The organism is Streptomyces sp. NPDC041968, assembly GCF_055589025.1.
Map to the genome: position 1 here is coordinate 923,308 of NZ_JBVJCB010000001.1, position 15,789 is coordinate 939,096.

At 75.6% G+C, this 15,789-nt stretch carries 16 protein-coding genes and 1 tRNA gene; 10 read left to right on the forward strand and 7 right to left on the reverse strand.

Features of this window, described 5'->3' with window-relative positions:
• The first annotated feature begins 65 nt into the window (after nt 1–65).
• Together ACZ6EG_RS04145 and ACZ6EG_RS04150 are read left to right on the forward strand one after the other, a co-directional pair.
• Nucleotides 66–141 (forward strand) — tRNA-Arg (locus ACZ6EG_RS04145).
• Between the two features lie 30 nt (nt 142–171).
• Nucleotides 172–1,191 (forward strand): D-2-hydroxyacid dehydrogenase family protein, encoded by a 1,020-nt coding sequence (locus ACZ6EG_RS04150; RefSeq protein WP_391968042.1) that lies wholly within the window; start codon nt 172–174, stop codon nt 1,189–1,191.
• Here ACZ6EG_RS04150 and ACZ6EG_RS04155 read toward each other — a convergent pair.
• The gene (locus ACZ6EG_RS04155) at nt 1,149–1,829 is read right to left on the reverse strand and encodes a DUF2087 domain-containing protein (protein WP_469601351.1); all 681 of its coding nucleotides are present in this window, start codon (nt 1,827–1,829) and stop codon (nt 1,149–1,151) included. The two genes, ACZ6EG_RS04150 and ACZ6EG_RS04155, sit on opposite strands and share 43 nt — an antisense overlap.
• A gap of 203 nt (nt 1,830–2,032) precedes the next feature.
• Here ACZ6EG_RS04155 and ACZ6EG_RS04160 point away from each other — a divergent pair, with 203 nt between their 5' ends.
• On the forward strand, nt 2,033–2,329 hold the full coding sequence (locus ACZ6EG_RS04160) for a chaplin (protein ID WP_391968044.1): 297 nt from the start codon (nt 2,033–2,035) through the stop codon (nt 2,327–2,329).
• Nucleotides 2,330–2,452: 123 nt separating this feature from the next.
• Here the strand turns inward: ACZ6EG_RS04160 and ACZ6EG_RS04165 are convergent, their stop codons facing one another.
• The 6 genes from ACZ6EG_RS04165 to chpG form a co-directional block, all read right to left on the reverse strand.
• Entirely contained in the window at nt 2,453–3,319 is an 867-nt protein-coding gene (locus tag ACZ6EG_RS04165) for a tyrosinase family protein (protein WP_391968045.1), read from the reverse strand.
• Nucleotides 3,303–3,830 (reverse strand): tyrosinase family oxidase copper chaperone, encoded by a 528-nt coding sequence (locus tag ACZ6EG_RS04170; RefSeq protein ID WP_391968046.1) that lies wholly within the window; start codon nt 3,828–3,830, stop codon nt 3,303–3,305. Before ACZ6EG_RS04170 ends, ACZ6EG_RS04165 begins: the two co-directional genes overlap by 17 nt.
• Before the next feature lie 237 nt (nt 3,831–4,067).
• Nucleotides 4,068–4,583, reverse strand: a complete 516-nt coding sequence (locus ACZ6EG_RS04175) for a hypothetical protein (RefSeq protein ID WP_391968047.1) — start codon at nt 4,581–4,583, stop codon at nt 4,068–4,070.
• Between the two features lie 65 nt (nt 4,584–4,648).
• A complete protein-coding gene (locus tag ACZ6EG_RS04180; RefSeq protein WP_383640740.1) occupies nt 4,649–4,930 on the reverse strand; it encodes a hypothetical protein in 282 nt (93 codons plus the stop codon).
• A 288-nt stretch (nt 4,931–5,218) separates the two neighbouring features.
• Entirely contained in the window at nt 5,219–5,959 is a 741-nt protein-coding gene (locus ACZ6EG_RS04185) for a hypothetical protein (RefSeq protein ID WP_391968048.1), read from the reverse strand.
• A gap of 273 nt (nt 5,960–6,232) precedes the next feature.
• Nucleotides 6,233–6,472 carry a chaplin ChpG gene (gene chpG, locus ACZ6EG_RS04190; RefSeq protein WP_356603521.1) on the reverse strand — a complete coding sequence of 80 codons (240 nt, stop codon included), beginning with the start codon at nt 6,470–6,472 and terminating at the stop codon, nt 6,233–6,235.
• 391 nt (nt 6,473–6,863) lie between these two features.
• Here chpG and ACZ6EG_RS04195 point away from each other — a divergent pair, with 391 nt between their 5' ends.
• From ACZ6EG_RS04195 to ACZ6EG_RS04225, 7 genes are read left to right on the forward strand one after another with little or no spacing between them, the layout of a single operon-like run.
• On the forward strand, nt 6,864–8,456 hold the full coding sequence (locus tag ACZ6EG_RS04195) for a glycosyltransferase (RefSeq protein ID WP_469601358.1): 1,593 nt from the start codon (nt 6,864–6,866) through the stop codon (nt 8,454–8,456).
• A complete protein-coding gene (locus ACZ6EG_RS04200) occupies nt 8,453–9,901 on the forward strand; it encodes an exopolysaccharide biosynthesis polyprenyl glycosylphosphotransferase (protein ID WP_391968050.1) in 1,449 nt (482 codons plus the stop codon). The genes ACZ6EG_RS04195 and ACZ6EG_RS04200 overlap by 4 nt, the downstream gene beginning before the upstream one ends.
• A gap of 5 nt (nt 9,902–9,906) precedes the next feature.
• Entirely contained in the window at nt 9,907–11,334 is a 1,428-nt protein-coding gene (locus tag ACZ6EG_RS04205) for an O-antigen ligase family protein (protein WP_469601362.1), read from the forward strand.
• On the forward strand, nt 11,331–13,142 hold the full coding sequence (murJ, locus tag ACZ6EG_RS04210) for a murein biosynthesis integral membrane protein MurJ (RefSeq protein WP_469601365.1): 1,812 nt from the start codon (nt 11,331–11,333) through the stop codon (nt 13,140–13,142). Before ACZ6EG_RS04205 ends, murJ begins: the two co-directional genes overlap by 4 nt.
• A gap of 58 nt (nt 13,143–13,200) precedes the next feature.
• Nucleotides 13,201–13,890 (forward strand): polysaccharide deacetylase family protein, encoded by a 690-nt coding sequence (locus tag ACZ6EG_RS04215; protein ID WP_469601676.1) that lies wholly within the window; start codon nt 13,201–13,203, stop codon nt 13,888–13,890.
• Between the two features lies 1 nt (nt 13,891).
• A complete protein-coding gene (locus ACZ6EG_RS04220; protein WP_469601368.1) occupies nt 13,892–15,052 on the forward strand; it encodes a glycosyltransferase in 1,161 nt (386 codons plus the stop codon).
• A complete protein-coding gene (locus ACZ6EG_RS04225) occupies nt 15,049–15,774 on the forward strand; it encodes a YveK family protein (protein ID WP_469601370.1) in 726 nt (241 codons plus the stop codon). Before ACZ6EG_RS04220 ends, ACZ6EG_RS04225 begins: the two co-directional genes overlap by 4 nt.
• Nucleotides 15,775–15,789: the final 15 nt, after the last annotated feature.

The following is a 15,789-nucleotide window of genomic DNA, read 5'->3' on the forward strand; positions in this document are numbered from 1 at the left end:
CTTGTCCCCGGCAACGTCGCGGAACAGCCCACACCCGGGCACCGAGAACGAGGCCACCACACCAGGCCCCCGTAGCTCAGTGGATAGAGCAGGCGCCTTCTAAGCGCTTGGCCGCAGGTTCGAGTCCTGCCGGGGGCGCCACTGCCCGTTGGGCGGGAGGGACGGGACGACGTGCGACTGCGCTGCGCGGTGCTCGACGACTTCCAGCGCGTGGCGACCGAGATCGCCGACTGGTCCCCCGTCGCGGACGCCGTGGACGTCGTGTCCTTCGACACCCACCACGCCGACGAGGAGACCCTCGCCGCGGCCCTCGCCGACATCGACATCGTGGTCACCCTGCGGGAACGCGTGCCGTTTCCCGGGTCGCTGATCGCCCGCCTGCCCCGGCTGAAACTGATCGTCGCCTCCGGCATGCGCAACAGCGTCATCGACTACGCCGCCGCCGAGGCGCACGGTGTCACCGTGTGCGGTACTGCCTCCTCCTCGACGCCGCCCGTCGAACTGACCTGGGCCCTGCTGCTGGGCCTGGCCCGCGGTCTCGTCCAGGAGAGCAACGCGCTGCGCGAGGGCGGCCCCTGGCAGCAGACGGTGGGGGCCGACCTGCACGGCCGCCGACTGGGTCTGCTGGGCCTCGGGAGGATCGGCAGCCGGGTGGCGCGCGTCGGGCTCGCCTTCGGCATGCGGGTGAGCGCATGGAGCCAGAACCTCACCCGGGAGCGCGCCGACGCGGTCGGGGTCGAACTCGCCCCCTCCAAGGAGGAGCTGCTGCGCACCGCCGACTTCGTCTCCGTCCACCTGGCGCTCGGCGACCGCACCCGCGGCCTGCTCGGCGGCGCCGAGCTGTCGCTGCTCAAGCCGACCGCCTACCTGGTCAACACCTCGCGCGCGGCGATCGTCGACCAGGAGGCCCTGCTCGCCGCGCTGCGCGAGGGCCGCATCGCGGGTGCGGCCGTCGACGTCTTCGACACCGAGCCGCTGCCCGCCGGCCACCCGATGCGCACGGCCCCGCGCCTGCTCGCGACCCCGCACCTCGGATACGTCTCGCGCGCCAACTACGCCACGTACTACGGCCAGGCGGTCGAGGCGATCCAGGCCTACCTCGCGGGTTCGCCCGTACGGCGGCTGCCCGCGTCCGGCACGCCGGGCGTTCAGGCGGTGCCCGCCCGGTCGGACCGCGCCGGACGCCAGTAGGTCCCGCCGCTGCGGCGCAGGTGGCCCAGGTCCACCAGGTGGCGCCGGAGCGTCACATGGTCGACGTCGCCCTCGTCGCACCAGGCGCGCAGCTTCTCGTCGACCGTGCGCTCCGGATACTCCGCGCCGGGCACGAAGGTCTGCTCGGCGATGTGCCGCAGCACCACCTTCTTGCGCGTCCAGCGCGCGGGCAGGCGTACCAGCCGTCCGTCCTTGACGAAGGTCCGCACGATCATGCCGGCCCGGTCGTCCTCCGCCCCCGGGTCGCCGGTGGCCGGTGCCGTGGACCGGGCCTCTCGGGCCAGTTCCCTGAAACGGTCGTGGGCGACGACGAGTTCACCGTCGTCGCCGGACGTCACCACGCCCTGCTCGTGCAGGCGGCGCAGCGCGGCGGAGGCGTCCTTCACGGACAGGCCGGCCGCGGCCGCCACCTGTGCGGCACTGCCCGCGCCCAGCGCCACGGCCGCGAAGGCACGCACCCGCCCCTCCTCGGCGAACAGGCCGGGCAGCGCGGACAGAGCGGCCCGGGCGGACGGCACGGACTCCGCGAACGGCGGGGAAGGCGGGGAAGGCGGGGACGGCACAGGCGCCTCGGACGTGACGGGTCGGTCGGGACGGTCGGGACGGTCGTTCACCATGCCGGGAGGCTAGTGGACGGCCCCGCGCCGCGTGGAGCGGTTTTCCCGCCCCCCGGCACCGGCGCGCCGCCCCTCCCGAGCCCCCTGTTCAAAAAGGGTGATCCTCACATTCCCCCCGTGACCCCTCTCCGACCTGGTGCGTTGAACCGGAAGTGCGGTGGCATGTCCCGCTGCCGTGCTCCCCGAGTCATAAGGAGAACGTGATGTCTCGCATCGCGAAGGCCACCGGCGTCGTACTCGGCGCCGGTGCCGTCGTGCTCAGCGGCACCGGCCTGGCCATGGCGGACGCGGGCGCCGAGGGCGCGGCCATTGGTTCGCCCGGTGTCCTGTCCGGCAACGTCGTCCAGGTCCCGGTGCACGTGCCGGTCAACGTCTGCGGCAACACGATCAACGTGATCGGCCTGCTGAACCCGGCTTTCGGCAACGCCTGCGAAAACGGCGACGACGAGAAGAGCGACAAGCACGGCGACGACGGCAAGAACAGCGGCTACGGCAGCTGACCCTGCGGTCACGGAGGAGCCCCGGCCGTCCGGCCGGGGCTCCTCCCGTTCCCCCGTTCCCCCCGTCCTGCCGTTCCTCCCGTTCCTCTGTCTCTCCCCTCCTGTCCCGTCCCTTCGGCGCGCTCAGGCGTACCGGTAGATCCGGCTGTGGTCCTCCAGCTCGTCCGGCGTCACGTCCCACGGCGGCAGCTTCTCGTGCCGCGCGACGATCCGTCCGTGCTGCGCGCCGCCCCGGCCGGGCGGTTCGGCGGGCAGGTAGCGGGCCCCGCGGTGCCGGGCCTGCCAGCGGGACCACAGGAGGTCCACGAAGGCGTGGTGCAGCCAGAACACCGGGTCGTTGACGGAGGCGCCGCCGACCATGGCCCCGCCGACCCAGCGGTGCACGCGGTTGTGGTTGCGCCAGGAGACACTGCCGCGGCCGGTCCCCCACCCCTCCAGCTTGTTGCGGAACCCCTTGCGGACCGTGGAGTCCCACGGCGCGGTGTCGTACACGGGGTCGTCGAGGGCCCACTCCAGGTCCCTCTTGGTGGGCAGCGCCAGGGGGTCGGCGGCCCGTCCGAGGTCCCGGGTGAGGTACTCGGTGTCGGTGACGTTCTCCTTGAGGGTCCAGTTGCCCTCGGCGTGGGCGAACGGCCCGGTGGTCACCCGGTGGTCGGAGCGCCGCCCGGTGCCGCCGAGCAGGTCGGCGGTCCAGGGCGCGGAGGAGGTGGTGCGGTCCTTCGTCCAGTCCCAGTAGGGCACGGTGACCGAGGCGTCGACCCGGCGCAGCGCCTCCTCCAGGTCCAGCAGGAACCGGCGGTGCCAGGGCAGGAAGGACGGCGCCATGTGCGCCGTGCGGAGACCGTCCTCGCCGTCGGAGACGTAGTACTCGATGTGGGTGCGCACGAACTCGTCGTACTCGCCGCGCCGTTTGATCTCCAGCAGCGCCTTGACGAACCGTCGCCTCTCGGTGGCGGTGAGGGTGCTGACGTCCTTACGCGTGTACGCCATGGTGCCCCCCGGAGTGCTCGTGACCGGCGGCCGGGGTGTCGCGCAGGTGTTCGCCGGGGCCGAGTTCGTCGACGGCACCGCGCGCCGCGGCGAGGGGGGTGGGGTACGAGCGGTAGTGGTCGATCATGCTGAGCCAGCTGCCGTCGGCCCGGCGCATCAGGTGCAGTGGCCGGCCGTCCACGGTGACGTGCCAGGAGCCGGCGCCGACGGCGCGTCCCGCGGCGGACCGGATGCCGCGGATGCGGCGGCCGCGGTAGGTCTCGTCGAACGAGACGCTGCCGGCCGACTCCTCGGCGCGCGGCTCGGGGCGCGCGGGCTGCCCGCCCGCGCCGGTGACGGCGGCCCGGGAGGGCCGGGAGGCGGCGACCAGGGGCGCGAGACTCACGGCGAGCGCCGGGGCGAGCAGCCCCCGCATCATCTGCCGCCGTGTGCCGTGCGCCGGTCCGCCTCTCGCCGGGACGTCCGCCTCCCGCTCCTTGCCGCTCGGTGTTCCGCCCAGGTTGACAACCATGGCTCGCTCCTCGTCCGGTTCGGTGATCCGTACCGGTAACCGAGCGGCGGCCCCCGCGGTCACCGCCCGCAGGGCCACACGAGGCACCGGACGTCGCGACGGAACGACCGACGGCGCGCGAACGCCGTGCGCGCCGGGGGCGCGGGGAGCGGGTAGGCGCCGGGTGGGCAAGGGGTCGTACGGACGACGCGCGCGGGGCCCGTAAGGCTGACGCGCGCGTGAGGGCCCGCGGCGGGGCTACAGTCCGGGGCCGACGCCCAGGTCGGCCGCGGGCACCGTCTGGACGACCGGGGTGAGTACGCCCGCCTGGGGCAGCTTCGCGGTCGGCAGGCCGAAACCACCGCCGTCGGGCGCGCTGAGCGGGGCGTCCAGGGAGAGACCCGGCGCCAGGGCGCGCAGCTCGGCGGCCGGGGCCTGGACGGCGGCGTGGTCGAATTCGTCCCCGAGGACCTGCGGCAGGGGCTGGCGCAGGTCGACCCCCGGCAGCCCGCTGCGTACCGGCAGCTGCGGAAGCGTCCGCTCCGGCAGCAGCCGGCCCTCGGCGTACCGCGGTCCCTCGGGCGTGCCCGCTGTCGGCACGGGCAGTTCGCCGGCCACGTCGGGCAGTTCCATCCCGAGCGCCGTCTCCGCGCCGCCGAGCGGTACGGGCACGGGGATCGCGCCGGCCGCGACGGCGGGGGCCGCCGCTACGCCCACGGCGGCCGCCACACCGGTGACGACGGCGGCCAGGGTTCGTCTGGTGGTCGACTTCATGTCGGGCACGGTCCCTTTCATCAATGCGAGAAGGAGAGCGGAGGAACGCGGCGGGGGAATGCGGGTCAGCCGCGCAGCGGAAGGCCGCCGAGCAGGCCGCCCTTGGAGTTCAGCTGCGTGGTCGCGCCCTTCACGGTGTGCAGCACGGAGTCCTTGTTCTCGGTGTCCAGCGCCTCCGACTGGTGCTTGAGCGGCATCACGTCGATGGGTTCGGCGGTGAGCGCGTTCACGGCGCCGTTGAGACTGGTGGGCGTGAGGGCCTCGGCGTCGTAGGCGAACGCGGGCGCGGCGGAGCCGGCGGCGACCAGGGATCCGGCGACCACGGCGGCGGCCTTGAGGGACTTCATCGTGCTTCCTTTCTTCGGCGACCCGGCGACCCGGCGACCAGGCGGCCCGGGGACACCGGAGGAAATGCTGACGCCGTGCCTAACGACCCGCACCGGGCCCGGAAACCCCGCTTCCGGAAGACATATGAGATCTCCGGAGCACATCTCGGACACCTCGGAGACCACCCGCGAAGACGATGACGACGGCATCTCCTACGACATCCACGGCGACATCCACGACGACAAAGGGGAAAGGCCGTTGCGTCACCCCGGTAGGGATGGCGCAACGGCCCCTGAACGCCGTGGGCGTCAGGAAGGGTCGGCCGGAAGCGGGGTGGCCGGTGCGGCGGCTTCCGGCGTGGCGGCTTCCGGGGCGCTCGGCAGCGCGGGCAGACCGGCCAGGTCGGCGGCGGGCAGGCCGCTGCCCACCAGTGTGGCGGCGACGACGTTGACGACGCCGTTGACCACTTCCTGGACGGCCGGGGTCACCTGTTCGGCGCTACCGGAGGTGGTGGCCTGGATCAGGGCGTCGATCTGCTTCTGGAGGGCGGCGTGCGCGTCGGCGGCCAGGTCGTCCGCCACCGCGGCCCCGTCGCTGTCCGCCACGACGGGCGCCGGCAGCGTGACCGGCGTCCCGGCCTCCGGCGCGGTCACGACCGGCGGCTGGGCCGGCGTGCTCGTGCCGGGCGTCGTCGTACCCGGTGCGGTGGCCGTGTCGTCGGCGTCCAGGTCCGCCGCCTCGGCCTTGGCGAGGGCGTCCTTGACGGCGGCGGCGAACTCGTCCGCGTCCTTGTCGGCGAGCTGGCCGTCGTCGGCCTTGAGGACGGCGCCGAGCAGGTCGGTGACCGGCGTGAGCACTCCGCCCAGGCCGGCCAGGCTGCCGACCTGGTCCTGCAGTTCCTCCACGTCGGGGAGGGGGGCGCGGGACGCCGCGTGGGTGCGTTCCCGGACCGAGTCGCCATCGGCCGCCATCACCGCCGGACCGGAGAGACCGATCAGGAGGCCTGCGGTGAGGGCGGTGGTGGCGATTCGCCGTGCGGGCAGACGCATGGGGGTTCCTTTCGGTGGTGCGTCGGATCTTGTGCCCACCGTGGAATCGACCATGGCACTCTGCAACCGTTCCGCTACGCACTGCGCTCGTCCATGACCCCCGCTGTCGGCGTCATCCCTGGTGGGACGCCCTGTCAAGGTCCCGCCGCCGTGTCGCCGCCCGCACCCTCCATTCGGGGGCGCACACCGCCGTCCGTACGGCAACGCGAACCGGCCGCCCGCTCGCGGAGGAACCGCGGTACGGACGGCCGGTCAGGGGGTTCGAGCCGACGGTCAGTCGTTCTCGCACTCGTTGCCGAACGCCGGGTTCAGCAGGCCGATGACGTCGATGGTGTTGCCGCAGACGTTGACCGGGATGTGGACCGGGACCTGCACGACGTTGCCCGACAGCACACCCGGGGAGTGGGCGGCGGCGGCCTGCGCGCCGGCGTCGGCGGCGGCGACACCGGCGGTGCCCGCCACCGCGGCGGCGGCGACGGAGGTCAGGGCCAGGCCCTTCGCGATACGCGACATGGAGAGGTGCTCCTTGGGGGTTGACACAAACATCCGGGCGGGTGCCCGGCGCAGTGTCAACGCGTGGCATGCACGTGAGTTGTGCCGCCGAAAGGGTGATGTCGCCGGGGCCCGGCGTTCACGGGCCCAACACACATGCCCTGTTTCACCGTATTAGTACGGATAGCGGCTAGAGTTCCGCACCATCCGACGCATCCCTGTCGCACCATGTGCGGGACTTCGGCCGAGGGCGCTCTACGAGAACTCCGAACGCGGCGGTGACCAGCCGGACTTCCGGCTCGTTTCCCAGGAGGACGCGGCGTGCGCCGGTGTGCGCCGCGTCGCGGTCGGCGCCTGCGATGAGACGCGTTCCCGCCCGTCCCGAGCATTTTCCGTGAGCGAGGAAACGCGTATGCACCTGCCACCGACCGACGCCCGGCCGCGGGTCCTGCACGTCACCCAGCCGGTGGACGGCGGGGTCGCCCGTGTCGTGACGGACCTGACGCGGGCCCAGCTCGCCGCCGGTCTGCGCGTCGCGGTCGCCTGTCCGGACGGGGACCTCGCGGACCGGCTCCGCTCGCTCGGCGCCGACGTACGGCACTGGCCGGCGACGCGATCGCCGGGCCCGGCCCTGGTCCCGGAGGTACGGAGGCTCGCCCGGGTGGTCCGGGAGGTCCGGCCCGACCTGGTGCACGCGCACAGCGCGAAGGCCGGCCTCGCGGGACGGCTCGCCGTACGCGGACGGGTCCCGACCGTGTTCCAGCCGCACGCCTGGTCGTTCGAGGCGGTCGACGGGGTGGCCGCGGCCCTGGCGCGCGGCTGGGAGCGGTGGGGCGCACGGTGGGCGGCGCGGACGGTGTGCGTCAGCGAGGCGGAGCGGCTGCGGGGCGTGCGGGCCGGGATTCACGGACGGTGGTCGGTGATCACGAACGGCATCGACGTCGACCGCTTCGGTGGGGGCGACGGGGCCGAGCGGGCGCGGGCGGCCGGTCCGGACGCCCCGCTGGTCGTCTGCGTGGGACGGCTGTGCCGGCAGAAGGGCCAGGACGTCCTGCTGGCCGCCTGGGATTCGGTCCTCGCGCGGGTGCCCGGGGCCCGGCTGGTGCTGGTCGGCGACGGTCCGGACCGGGCACGGCTCACCGGGCGGGCCGCGGCGGGCCGGCCGGACGTCCCCGGGCCGACCCCGGACCACCGCGGGGCGGACGGCGCGGACTCCGTGCTGTTCACGGGTGCCGTCGCGGACGTCGGCTCCTGGTACCGGGCCGCCGATCTGGTCGTCCTGCCGTCACGCTGGGAGGGCATGGCGCTGGCCCCCCTGGAGGCGATGGCCTGCGGGCGGCCCGTGGTGGTGACCGACGTGGACGGTGCCCGCGAGGGCCTGCCGCCGGCTCTCGTGCCGCACTGCGTGGTGCCGCCCGAGAACCCGGCGGCGCTGGCCGACGCCGTCGCCCGGTTGCTGCTCGACGCCCCGCTGCGCGCGTCGCTCGGCCGCCGGGGTCGCGCGCACGTGCGGTCCACGCACGACGTGCGGCACACGGCCGCGGCGGTCGCCGCGCTCTACGACGGCCTCCTCGCCGAGCGGGGCGGGACGACCGGACCGCTCACGGTCCACGGCGACCGACCGCCCACGCCCGCACCGCACCACCCCGACAGCAGACCGGACCCCCGCACGCACCCCCTCCACGACCACGACCCGGCACCGGCGGAAGACTCCGCCGCTGCCCCCGGGACGCCCACCGAGCCCCCCTCCTCCGACACCCGCCCGGCATCCCCCGGGTCCCCCCTCCCCCGCACCCGGCCGACCGGCCCGGAGCCCCACCTGCCCGGCACCCGGCCCGCACCCGCCGAACCCGACCCCCGAGGCACCCGGCCCGCACCGGCCGTGTCCCGCCTCCCCGGCAACCGGGCGACGCCCGCCGAGTCCCACCTGCCCGGCGACGGGTCCGCAGCCGTGGGACGGGCCGGCGTCGCGCCCATCGAGTACAGGGAGCCCACCCACCCGTGACCGCGGAACGCACCGTCCCCAACCCCGCCGGCCAGCCGCGCGACCTCGGCTCCTCCCCCGTCTCGGTGCTGACGCGGCGCACCGGCACGCCGGGCTTCCGGTTCCCCGCCGGGCGGCCCGCACCGCGGCCCGAGTTCCCGCGTCGGCCGGACTCCCCGCTGCCGCTGCTCGTCGCGGACGGCGCGGCGGCCCTGCCGGGCTCGCTGGTCCTCACCGGCACCCCGCACACACCGCTGCTCGCCGCCCTCCTGGTAGCCGGCTCGCTGCTGCTGCGCCCCCGCTCGCGCCCGCCCCGGCGCCTGCCGGGTGTACTGGACGACCTGCCCGCGCTGTGCGGCCGTATCGCGGTGGTCTGGCTGGCGCTGGCCGCGCTCGTCGCGGCGTACGCCCCACCGCACGCGCTGTCCGCCCGCACCCTGCTCCTCGGCTTCCTCCTGCACACCGCGTCCGGCTGCGCGGGCCGGGGCGTCGTGCACCGGCGGCGCCGTGCCGGGCTGCTGAACCACCCGCGCGCCGCCCTCGTCGTGGGCCCCGCGGCCACCGCGCACCGCGTGGCCTCGGCGGTCCTGCGCCACCCGCGCTGCGGGGTGCGCCCGGTCGGGATCGTCACCGACGACCCCGGCGGAGCAACGTCGCTGCCCGTGCTGACCACGGGCGAGGAGGTGCGGCGTGCCGTCGTGCAGAACGGCGTGCGCGACGTCCTGGCCGTGGACCCCTCCGTACGGGCCCTGCGGGGGCCCCTGCTGCGGACGCTGGCCGAGTCGGGCTGCGCGGTGTGGGAGGTCGACGCGGACGCCCCCGCGTACGCGGGCCCGGACCGGCTCGCCGGGTTCCCCTGCCGACGTCTTGAGTCGGGCCTGCGGCGCCCGCGCAGCACCGGCAAGCGGGTGCTGGACGTGACGGTCTCCGGGGCGTTGTTGCTGCTGTTGAGCCCTCTGCTGCTGACCTGCGCGGCGGCCCTGCGGATCATCAGCGGCCCGGGCGTCCTGTTCCGGCAGGAGCGCGTCGGCAAGGACGGCAGGCCGTTCACGCTGCTGAAGTTCCGCACCCACCGGCCGGCCGACGAGCACGAGTCGGCGACCCGGTGGAGCGTGGCGGACGAGCGCCGGATGCCGTGGTTCTGCCGCTTCCTGCGCCGCACCTCCCTGGACGAGCTGCTCCAGCTGTGGAACGTCTTCCGGGGCGACATGAGCCTGGTCGGCCCCCGACCCGAACGTCCCTACTTCGTGGCGCAGTTCAGCCAGGCACACCCCGGTTACGCCGCCCGCCACCGGGTGCCGGCCGGGATCACGGGCCTGGCGCAGATCCACGGGTTGCGCGGCGACACCTCCATCGAGGACCGGGCCCGCTTCGACAACGCCTACATCGACGACTGGTCCCTGTGGCAGGACGTGTGCATCCTGCTGCGCACGGCCGTGGCGCTCGTTCGCCCGACGGGAAGCTGAGCCGCGTGAGCAGTCCCGTCCCGCCCCCATCCGCCGCGCGCGCCCGGCGGCCGCCGCCCGTCCTCGCCGTGGTCGCCGTCGTCGCGCTGCTCGCCCTGCCGGTCGCCGCGGACGGCGGGGGCGGCGCGCATCCGGCCGACGCGGTCTCCGCGCTGGTGGTGCTGTACGGCGTGCTGCGCCTGGTACACGGCCGGCGGCGCCCCCTGTCCCGTACGGCGGCGGTGGTGCTGGGCCTGCCGGTGCTCGGGCTGGCCGTCGCCGCCGTGGGCGCGGTGACGCCGGGGGCCGGGGTCACCGGTCTCGGACGCTACCTCCAGGTCTTCGTCCTCGTGCCCGCCGCGGTCCTGCTGCTGGTCCGCGACCGGGGCGACGCCCGGCTGCTCGCCCGGTCGATGGTGGGGCTGGCGCTGTGGCAGGGGGCGGTCGGCGTGCACCAGTACGTCACCGGGACCGGCGCCTCGTACCAGGGCGAGCAGATCCGGGCCGTGGGCACCTTCGGACCGCAGGACGTGATGGGGATGGCGACCGTCGTCTCCCTGGGGCTGGTCTGCGCGGTCGGACTGGCGCTCGGTCACGCACCCGCCCGGCAGCGCGCCCTGGCGGCCGGGTGCGCGCTCGCCCTGCTGGTGCCGCTCGCCCTGTCCTTCAGCCGCGGCGCGTGGATCGCCACGGCGGTGACCTGCGCGGCGCAGTTGCTGCTCGCCGGGGTGCGCAGGGCGCTGGCGGTGGGGGCGACGGCTGTCGCGGCGGGCGTGGTGCTGGTGGGCGGGTTCGGGCTCGGCACGGCGATGCTCCAGGAGCGGGTCGGCAGCATCACGCAGGTCGCGGACGCCCCCGACCAGTCGGTGACCGACCGCTACACGATGTGGGAGGCGGCCGTCGGCATGTGGCGCGAGCGTCCGCTGGCCGGCGTGGGTCTCAAGGGCTTCCCGGAACACCGCGACGGCCACGCCTCGCTGGCGCTGTCCTCGGGCAGCGAGACGGACGGCGCCGGCGCCGGGTACCTCCGGCAGCCGCTGCTGTCCCCGCACAACATGTACCTGCTGGTACTGGCGGAGCAGGGGCTGCTCGGGCTGCTCGCGCTCGCGGGGAGCTGGCTGGCGCTCCTCGTCCTGGCGCTGCGCGGGCTCCGTGCCGTACGGCGTACCGGGCGGGCCGGGACGGACTGCGGGCTGGTCGCCTGCGGGCTGCTCGTGTGGCAGCTGACCGACTTCGCGTACGCCGACATCGGCGGGCCCTCGACCGTGCTGACGGCGGTGTGCTTCGGCCTGGCGGCCTGGTGGGCGCTCGGGTCCGGGGCGGAGGCGGAAGCGGCGGGAGCCGGTGCGGGGCGCGACGCTGAACCCGGCGCGGGACGCGGCACGGAAGCCTGCCGTGGGACCGGGACGGGAGTCCGTACTCAAGCCGGCTCCGAGGAGGTGCCGGCCCGGTGAAGCCGACCCCGCTGCGTGCCGCGGACGGGGCGTCCGTCCCGCCCGCCAGGGTCACCACGCCCACGTCACCCCCCGCACCCACCCCCACGTCCACCACCGCGCCCACCCCCACCCCCGAGCCCCGTTCCTCCCGGAGTTTCCTCGCCCGGGCCGCGCTGCTCACGGCCGTGCTGTCGGTGGCCGGATCGGTGCTCGGGCTGGCCCGGGACCAGGCGCTGGCCCGGCTGTTCGGGGCCGGCGGGGAGACGGACGCCTTCCTGGTGGCGTGGACGGTCCCGGAGTTCGCGGCGACGCTGCTGATCGAGGACGGTCTGGCCTTCGCGCTGGTGCCGATGTTCAGCCTGGCGCTGGCCCGCCGCGCGCAGGGCGCCTCCGGCGACCCGGTCCGCGCGCTGGTCGCCTCGACCCTGCCCCGCCTGGCGGTGGCCTTCCTCGCCGTCGGCACGCTGGTCGTCGTCACCGCGCCGATGCTGGTCCGGGCCCTGGCCCCGGGTCTGCGCGAGCACGCCCTGGCCGTGGACTGCACCCGGCTCACCGCCACCTGCGTGCTCAGCTTCGGGCTCGCCGGGTACTGCAGCGCGGCCCTGCGGGCGCACGGCCGGTTCCTGGCGCCGGCCGCGATCTACGTCGCCTACAACACCGGCATCATCACCGCGATGTTCGTGCTCGGCGGGCGCTGGGGGGTGCGCTCGGCGGCGGTCGGGGTCGCGGCGGGCGGTTTCCTGATGGTGGCGGCGCAACTGCCGTCGCTGCTGCGCCGGCTGCGGTGCCGGGACGGGGCCGGCACGGCGCGGGCTGCCACGTCCGACCCGGCCCGTCCCCTCGCCCTCGCCCTGTTCACCACCGTCCTGCTCTTCGCCCTGTGCCGCCAGTCCCAGGTCCTCATCGAGCGCTTCCTCGCCTCCGGGCTGCCCTCCGGGGCCATCTCGCACCTGAACTACGCGCAGAAGGTGGCCCAGATCCCGATGACGCTGTCGCTGATGCTGTGCACGGTCACCTTCCCGGTGGTGGCCCGGGCGCTGGCCGACGGCGACACCGAACGCGCCCGCGACCGGGTCGAACGGGACGTGGCACTGGCGGCCTGCCTGGTGCTGCTGGGTGCGGCCACCGTCATCGCCTGCGCACCGCAGATGATCGAACTCCTCTTCCAGCGCGGCGCCTTCACCTCGGCCGACACGGCGGTCACCGCGAACGTCATGCGCGTGTACGCGCTCGGGCTGCTCGGCCAGACCGTGGTGGGCGCGCTCGCCCGCTCGTACTTCTCCGCGGGCCGCGCCAGCTGGTACCCGCTGGGCGCGATGGCCGCCGGCATCGCCGCCACCGCGGGCATCGGCGCCGGTGCGGTGGGCCCGTGGGGCGTGACCGGCATCGCCGCCGCCAACGCCGCCGGCATCACCGTCACCGCCGCCCTGCTGCTCGCCGGGATGGGTCCGCGCAGTGTCCCGGTCCGCGTCCGGCGCGTCCTGGGCGACCTGGGCAGGGCGGTGCCGGCGGCGGCCGGGGCGACCCTCGCGGGCGCGGCGGCCGCGGCCGGGTTCGACGGGCCCGCCGTGTCCCTCGCCGCCGGTGCGGCGACCGTCGTCGCGGTCTTCGTCGCCCTCGGCCTGGCCCTGGGCGTCCCGGGTGTCGCCGCTGCCCTCAGGTCCCTCGGCCACCCCCGGCTCCGCCGCCTCCACCGTCTCCTCCGCCTCCTCCGCCTCCCTCCCCTTCCCCGCTCCGTCTCACGAAGGCTCTCCCATGGCCGCTTCAGCTTCCGCTTCCGTTCCCGCCCCCGTTCCCGCCCCCGTCGGCCCCGTCGGTTCCGTTGACGCCGCCGCCACTCGCGGCGGGGTCCGCGCCCGCCTGGGCACCGTCCCGTGGGTGGCGATGTACCACTCCGTCGGCGACCGTTCGGCCGACCCGTACGGCATCACGGTCACGCCCGACCGCCTGGACGCACAGCTCGGCTGGCTGCGGCGGCGCGGACTGCGCGGCGTACCGGTCAGCGAGCTGCTGGCCGCGCGGGCGCGCGGCGCGGGCCGCGGGCTGGTGGGGCTGACCTTCGACGACGGGTACGCCGACTTCGTCGAGCACGCGCTGCCGTGCCTGCGCCGCTGGGGCTGCGGGGCCACCCTCTTCGTACTGCCGGGCCGGCTCGGCGGCGACAACGCCTGGGACCCGCTGGGTCCGCGCAAGCCGCTGCTGACCGCCGACGGCATCCGGCACGCCGCCGCCGAGGGCGTCGAGATCGGCTCGCACGGGCTCACCCACATCGACCTGACCGAGGCGGACGACGCCGCACTGCGGGCCGAGACCGCCGAGAGCAGAGCACTGCTCGCGGATCTGATCAGTGCTCCGGTCACCGGTTTCTGCTATCCGTACGGCACGGTCGACGCCCGCGCCGTCGAGGCCGTGCGGGCCGCCGGATACGCGTACGCCTGCGCCATCGACCCCGGCCCGCTGACCGGCCCGCACGCCCTGCCGCGGGTGCACGTCGGACAGAGCGACGGGTCGCTGCGGCTGCTGCTGAAGACGCGGCTGCACCGCCTGCGCCGCCGCGCCGGCGCGGGGGTCTGAGATGAAGGCACTGCACGTCATCACCGGCCTCGGGGTGGGCGGTGCCGAGCAGCAACTGCGGCTGCTGCTGCGCCACCTCCCCGTCGACTGCGACGTCGTGACGCTCACCAACCCGGGCCCGGTCGCCGAGGGGCTGCGGGCCGACGGCGTACGCGTAGCCCACCTCGGCATGGCCGGCAACCGGGACCTGGCCGCGCTGCCCCGCCTGACCCGGTTCATCCGCCGCGGCGGCTACGACCTCGTGCACACCCACCTGTACCGCGCCTGCGTCTACGGCCGCCTCGCCGCGCGGCTGGCCGGCGTCCGGGCGATCGTGGCCACCGAACACTCCCTCGGGGACTCCCAGATGGAGGGCCGCCCGCTCACCCCGGGCGTCCGCGCCCTCTACCTGGCCGGGGAGCGGCTGGGCAGCGCCACGGTCGCCGTCTCCCCCACCGTCGCCGACCGGTTGCGGCGCTGGGGCGTGCCCGCGCCCCGCATCGAGGTCGTCCCGAACGGCATCGACCTGGACCGGTTCCGCTTCGATCCCGTGGCCCGTCTGCGCACGCGCCGCCGCCTCGGCCTGCCGGAGGGCGCGTACGTCGTCGGCGGCGTCGGCCGGCTGGCACCGGGCAAGCGGTTCGACGTGCTGGTCCGTGCCCTGGCCCGGCTCCCGGACGACTGGTGGCTGCTGCTGGTCGGCGGCGGCCCGGAGGAGCACACGCTGCGCCGCACCGCCCACGAGGCCGGGGTGGCCGACCGTGTCCTGCTCACCGGCGAACGCCCCTACCTGCCCGACGGTTCCCCGGGTCCCGACCTGCCCGCGCTCGCCTCGGCCATGGACGTCCTCGCCTCGCCGTCGGCCGAGGAGGCCTTCGGCCTGGCGGTCGTGGAGGGGCTCGCGTCGGGGCTGCCGGTGCTCCACTCCTCCTGCCCGGCGATCGAGGACCTGCCCCCGGACGCCGCGCCCTCGGCCCGGCGTGTCACCGGCGGTGCCGAGGAGTTCGCCCGCGCCCTCGCCGAGGTCCGCGCGGACAGCGGCCCGGGTCCCGGCCCGCGCACCGCACCCGAGGCCGCCCGCCACTACTGCGTCACGCGCAGCGCCGCCCGCTTGACGGACGTGTACGCGGCCACCCTCACGCACCCGTTGCCCCCGGCACCCCAGGGAGTCAGTTCCGCATGACCGAGCCCCTCACCCAGTCCCCGGCCGAGCCCGGCGCCGAGTACGCGAAGCCCGCCGCCCGGCCGGACCGGTCCGCCCGCGCCCGCACCCCGCTGGGCCCCGCCCTGCACCGCCTGCGCGCCCTGCCGCCCTGGTCCCCGCTCGCGGCCGGCGTCCTCGCCGGCGGCCTGCTCGGCGCCTCCTACGGCCTGGTCACCGCCCCGCAGTACACGGCGACCAGTTACGTCGTCGCCGTCCCCACCGACAAGTCCGACCCGGCGTCCGCACTGGGCTTCGCGCAGGCCTACGGCCGGGTCGCCACCCAGCTCGCGGTGCTCGGGGACGCCCAGATGTGGGCGGACGTGCCGGTGGCGACGCTCCGCGAGAGCGTGCGGACCGCGACCTCGCCCGACGCGCCGATGGTCTCGGTGGCGGCCACCTCCTCCCGCCCCGGCGAGGCCGCCGACATGGCCAACGCCGTCGCCGGCGCGCTGACCCGGCACGCGGACGCCGCCGCGGACGACACCCACGTGGAACTGCGTCAGTTCGCACGCGCCACCGAGCCCACCGAGGAATCCTCGGCCTCCACCGCCCTGACCGCGCTGGTCGGCGCGAGCGCGGGCGGACTGCTGGGCGGGCTGGCTCTGCTGGTCCGGCCCCTGCGGTCGGCGCGGGAACCCGGTCGCGCGGGGGCGGCCCTCCCCGGTCCCGCCCCGGCGGCCGACGTCCGCGGCCGGCTGTGACGTACCAGGCGACGG